7 protein-coding genes are annotated in these 3,928 nt (G+C 69.0%); 6 read left to right on the forward strand and 1 reads right to left on the reverse strand.

Annotated elements, in window-relative coordinates:
- On the reverse strand, nucleotides 1-564 hold a 564-nt coding region (locus AB4Y86_RS13710), incomplete at its 3' end, for a PASTA domain-containing protein (protein WP_441402764.1).
- A 286-nt stretch (nucleotides 565-850) separates the two neighbouring features.
- Here AB4Y86_RS13710 and AB4Y86_RS13715 point away from each other — a divergent pair.
- The 6 genes from AB4Y86_RS13715 to AB4Y86_RS13740 form a co-directional block, all read left to right on the forward strand.
- Complete coding sequence (locus AB4Y86_RS13715; RefSeq protein WP_441402765.1) at nucleotides 851-1,312, forward strand: Asp23/Gls24 family envelope stress response protein; 462 nt, start codon at nucleotides 851-853, stop codon at nucleotides 1,310-1,312.
- Nucleotides 1,309-1,500: a hypothetical protein gene (locus tag AB4Y86_RS13720; protein ID WP_441402766.1), complete on the forward strand. Its 192-nt coding sequence runs from the start codon at nucleotides 1,309-1,311 to the stop codon at nucleotides 1,498-1,500. Before AB4Y86_RS13715 ends, AB4Y86_RS13720 begins: the two co-directional genes overlap by 4 nt.
- A complete protein-coding gene (locus tag AB4Y86_RS13725; RefSeq protein WP_441402767.1) occupies nucleotides 1,497-1,865 on the forward strand; it encodes a hypothetical protein in 369 nt (122 codons plus the stop codon). Before AB4Y86_RS13720 ends, AB4Y86_RS13725 begins: the two co-directional genes overlap by 4 nt.
- Nucleotides 1,862-2,569, forward strand: coding sequence for a hypothetical protein (locus tag AB4Y86_RS13730; RefSeq protein WP_441402768.1), 708 nt, complete (start codon nucleotides 1,862-1,864; stop codon nucleotides 2,567-2,569). Before AB4Y86_RS13725 ends, AB4Y86_RS13730 begins: the two co-directional genes overlap by 4 nt.
- Nucleotides 2,566-3,177: a hypothetical protein gene (locus tag AB4Y86_RS13735; protein WP_441402769.1), complete on the forward strand. Its 612-nt coding sequence runs from the start codon at nucleotides 2,566-2,568 to the stop codon at nucleotides 3,175-3,177. Before AB4Y86_RS13730 ends, AB4Y86_RS13735 begins: the two co-directional genes overlap by 4 nt.
- 257 nt (nucleotides 3,178-3,434) lie before the next feature.
- Nucleotides 3,435-3,928: extracellular solute-binding protein (locus AB4Y86_RS13740; protein WP_441402770.1), on the forward strand; the 494-nt coding region annotated here is incomplete at its 3' end.

Genomic DNA, 3,928 nt, shown 5'->3' on the forward strand with positions numbered 1-3,928 from the left:
CTTCCTGATACCGCCGTGGCCACTGCAGGCGCCCTGGCGCGTCGCGCTCGGCCACGCGTAGCCGTCCTTGCAGATGATACCGCCGTACTGCGGAGCCGCGGGGGCCGGGGCTGCCGGGGGCACGTAGGCCGGCGGCGCCGGCGGGGCGACGGGAGCCGCAACCTCGATCGGCGGGGCGACCGGGGCCACGACCTCAACGACCTCGGCCTTGGCCGGTGTCGGCGTGGGGGTCGGCGTGGCCTTCGAGAGGGGCTTGACGCCGAGCTTTACGGTGGAGCCCCTGGCGACCTGGGTGCCGTCGGCCGGATCCTGCGTGGCGACCACCCAGTTGCTCTTGACCATGATCGTTTTGTCGGCGTCGATGTCCTTCGCGTCGGCCTTCAGGCCGAGATCCTTCAGTTGGTCGGTGGCCTTGTCCAGGGCCAGTCCGACCACGTTGGGGACGGCGATCGAGGCGGCGACCGCGGCCGTCGTGGTGGGTGCAGCCGGCTCTGCGGAAGCCGGCTTGCTGCAGCCGGTCAGCATGAGACCGGCGAGCATGACAAATGCGAGTGTTTTCTTCAAGATTCCCCCTGCTAAAGCGAGACCGGGACTGTCAGGAAGGGCGTAATTGCCAGAGCTTCCGAAGGGCTCGCTGGACAATAAATTACCAGTCGGCGCCGTATGGCCAAGATCACCTCCGAAAACTTGCAAATCGGCCTGTGACTCACTCGACTGCTCAACGCCCAGCGGCTGCTCCCCACCGCTCCAGCACCGCCTCGGGCCCTCGCTGACGGCGGATATCCTCGTGATCTGCCCCCGCGGTCGGCCCCAAGGGCTAGGGTGGTGTCAAAGAGAAGGGGAGTGCCTCATGGAGTACCAGAATCCTCAGTCCGCACCGGGCCCGGAGACCGCCCTGCCGGGGACGCTCCGCGCCGCGACCGGCCGCACCGTCATCTCCGAAGCCGCCGTCGCCAAGGTTGCCGGCATCGCCGCCCGCGCCGTCCCGGGGGTGTACTCCCTGGGCACGGGGCCCTCACGGGCACTGGGCGCCTTCCGCGACGCGGTCGGCAGTTCGGACCACGCAGCCGGGGTGCGCGCCGAGGTCGGCGAGACCCAGGTGGCCGTGGATATTGACCTGGTGGCGCTGTACGGCACCCCCTTGCATCCCCTGGCCGACCAGATCCGCGCTGCCGTCTACGCCGCCGTGGAGGAGTTCGTCGGGCTCCAAGTCATTGAAGTGAACATCGAGATCCACGACGTCTTCGTCCCCGGGCCGCCCAAACTGCCGGACGCCGTCGAGACCCGGCCGGCAAGGGAGGCGCTTCAGTGAACCTGACAGTAGTCGGCATTGCCGCCGGCGCCTTCCTGGCCTTCATGTCCTTCGCGTTCGGAGTCTGGGGTTTCCTGGGGTCCCTTCTCTTCATGGCCGTCGGAGCCCTGCTGGGCCGTGCGGCGGAAGGGAAACTGGATCTGCGCAGCGTGTTCGACGCCATCACCGGCCGGCGTTCCTCCTCATGAGCGTCGCCGCCGGCCGCCTGCTGGCCGGACATAACCGGATCAGCACCCAAGCCCTCACCAGCGTCGCTCGGGCCGCCGCGGCCGAGGCTCTCGGCGTGCCGCCGCAGGACGTGCGGGCCGACTGGACCGACGACGACGGCCTGCTGGCGCTGTCCCTCGTCACGCCAATCGCGGTCCCCTCGCTCACCTCGGTGCTGCGGGATCCCGCACGCGTAGCCGGCTTCGGCGGCCCCATCTGGGACCGGGCGGTGGCCGCGAAGGCGCGGATCCTCCAGCGCGTGACCGAACTCAGCGGCGCCCAGTTGAGCCGGGTGGACATCCGCATCAGCGGGGCCAGCGTCAGTGATGGAGGGCGGGTTCGATGAGCCACGCCGCCGAACGACACCACCGCGACGCCGGGTTCCACGAACCAAGCTCCCACGCCCACGGTCCCAGCACCACCGGCGCCGGCAGTAGCCCCCGCGAAGCCGGGACCGTCCCCGGCCCGGACTCCGGCGCGGCCGGAATGGAGAAAGTCCTCGCGCGGGAGACCAGCTCGTCCCGGGCGACGGCCTCCGTCATCGCGGCAGTCCTTGTCATTGTGCTGTGCGGCTACGCCCTGCTTGAAACCGCTGTCCGGGCCGTCGGGCAGCCGCCATGGCTGGTTGATCCGCAAACTGCCGCGGACCGGCTCACCGCACTCCCGGCCGGAATCGCCCCGCTGCTGCTCGGCGTCATCGGTGCGGTGCTGATGGCAGCCGGGCTCTACTTCTTCCTCAACGCAATACTGCCCGGCCGACGCGCCCGGCACGTGCTCGCAGACCCGCGTGCCGCCGTCGTGGTCGACGACGAAGTGATCGCCTCGGCGCTGGCGCGGCGTGCCAGGCTGGCTGCCAACGTGACCCGGGACCAGGTGATGGTGGTGGTCTCCCGGCGCCAGGTGCTGGTCAACATCCGGCCGACCTCCGGCGTGCCGCTCCGCGAGGCGGAGGTGCTGGCCGCCGTTGAAGCCGAGCTTCGTGAAATGGCGCCTTCGCCGATGCCCGAGGTCCGGGTCAACCTGGCCTCCTCGGGGGTGATCGGAGCGTGAACGGCACCCCCCGGCTTCTCAACCGGATTCTGCTCGGCATTCTCGGCGCCAAGCTCCTGGTCATCGGGACCCTGCTTGTGCTGCTGGCCACGGTGCCCGCGGTCGGGAACTGGTGGCAGGGCTGGTCCGGTCAGGTGTGGACCGACATCCGCGGCCTGTTCGAACGCACCCGCTTCCCAGGACGGCCGGAGAGTTGGCTATGGATTGTCATGGTGGTCCTGCTGGTGGTCGTCATCGGGGTCATGGTGGCCTGGCTGGCGCAACAAGGCAAAGGCCGCGCCAACCTGCTGGTCGCCGAGGACGACGCCGGCGAGGTGCCCGGCAGCGTCCGGATCGGCGGCAGCGTGGCCGAACAGGCACTTAAGGCGGCGCTGGCCGACCGCCCGGACTTGGCTGGCGCCATGGTGGCCACCTATGACTTTGGCGGCGAGCCGGCCCTGCGGATCCGGGTGCAACCGCGCCAGGGTGTGGCCCCGCATACCCTCGCCGCGGAGGTTTCCGCCCTGGTGGAGGCACTGGACGCCGTGATCGGCAAACGCACCCCCGTACTGATTCACATCGGTTCCGGCGCCCGGTCCCGGTTCGGCCGCGCCGAACGCGTGCGCTGACCCCAACCGAGGCCAGGCGGCGACACGCCGGTGGGTGCGCTTTTTGGAACATCCGTCCCAGCTGAAACATGAGCCCCACGGGTCTTGGTGCCGCGCCGGGCCGCGCGCGTAGGGGCAGCGGCTGTCCCCGCAACAGGGATCCGTTGGGAAAACGTTGATGTAAACGCTTGCATTACCGGCCATCTCCTCGCTAGTGTGATGCCCACCACACCAACTGCACCACCGGTCCCATCCGGTACTCAGCGAGGAGCACCTGCATGAAAACCCGTAAGTATCTACTTCCCGTGGCCGCGGCCGGGGTACTGGCCCTTTCCCTGTCGGCTTGTGGAGGTGGCGGAGGCGGCAGCAGCAGCACGGGTGGCGGCGATGCGGCAGCCAACCTGGACGGCAGGGGTCCGATCACCTACGTGCAGGGCAAAGACAACAGCAACGTGGTCCGGCCGCTGATCGACAAGTGGAATGCCGCGCACCCGAACGAGAAAGTGACGTTCAAGGAGCAGACCGACCAGGCCGATCAGCAGCACGACGACCTCGTCCAGCACTTCCAGGCCAAGGACTCTAACTACGACGTGGTCAGTGTCGACGTCGTCTGGACCGCGGAATTCGCCGCCAAGGGCTGGCTCCAGCCGCTCAAGGACAAGATGGCGCTCGACACGGCCGGGATGCTGAAGCCGACCCTCGACGCCGCCTCCTACAAGGGCACCCTCTACGCCGCGCCGGAATCTTCCGACGGCGGCATCCTGTACTACCG

The organism is Arthrobacter sp. 2YAF22_2, from assembly GCF_052114645.1.
Classification (GTDB): domain Bacteria; phylum Actinomycetota; class Actinomycetes; order Actinomycetales; family Micrococcaceae; genus Arthrobacter.